General features: G+C 61.0%; 1 protein-coding gene. It reads right to left on the bottom strand.

The window, feature by feature from the left end; genetic code table 11:
* A partial coding sequence (locus tag J5M56_RS23690) for a TonB-dependent receptor (RefSeq protein ID WP_207937907.1) occupies positions 1–752 on the bottom strand: 752 nt, incomplete at both ends.

Here is a 752-nt window from a genome sequence, read left to right as displayed (position 1 = left end):
TAGACCGAGTGATGGTCATCGAGTTTGTAGATCAGGCCGGCGTAACGGGTCAGGTTGCGGGTGACTTTGAAGTCGCCGTCGGCGCTGCGATCGTCGTAGTCATACCAGTCCAGACGACTGCCGAGGATCAACGTCAGCGGGTCGGCCAGGCTCAAGCGCGTGGTCAGGTAAACCGCGTCCTGAGTGGTGACGTTGCGCGATTTGCCGCTACGCACGAAGTCAGGTTTTGGCGCGGCGATCGGCAGGCCGGTGTCGTAGGGCGAGTATTCCTTGGTGGTGGCGTCGTACACCCGATTGCTGGCGCCGACTACCAGTTCGTGGGTACGGCCGAACGCTTCGAACGGGCCGCTGGCGAAACCATCGAAGGCGCGTTGCTTGTCGGTGTGGTGCGATTGGTAGGCGGTGGTTTCCAGCGGGCCGTCGTAGCGCGACAAATACGTGCCGGAGAATTCGCCTTCGGTTGTCGAAGTGGAACCGCCGAGGTGCAGTTTCCAGTCGTTGTCGAAACGGTGTTCGACTTCACCGAATACGGTGTCGACTTGCAGCTTGCGGTTTTCCCAGTCGGTGCCCGGGTAAGTGGAGCGGGGCAGGTCGAGGTGGTGGCCGTCTTCGCCGATCGGCAGGCCGCCCCAGAAATAATTGGTCTGATCGTTCTGCCGGGAGAAACCGAGGGTCGCCGTGGTGCTGTCGCTCAGGTCGGCTTCACCGATGGCGTAGAACAGGCCGTGATCGTTTTCTTCCTTGTCGCGAAA

This window comes from Pseudomonas sp. 51_B (assembly GCF_017491595.1).
In the GTDB taxonomy this organism is placed as follows: domain Bacteria; phylum Pseudomonadota; class Gammaproteobacteria; order Pseudomonadales; family Pseudomonadaceae; genus Aquipseudomonas; species Aquipseudomonas promysalinigenes.
The sequence above is the reverse complement of the archived record's forward strand: the minus strand, read 5'-3'. Positions and strand labels throughout refer to the sequence as shown.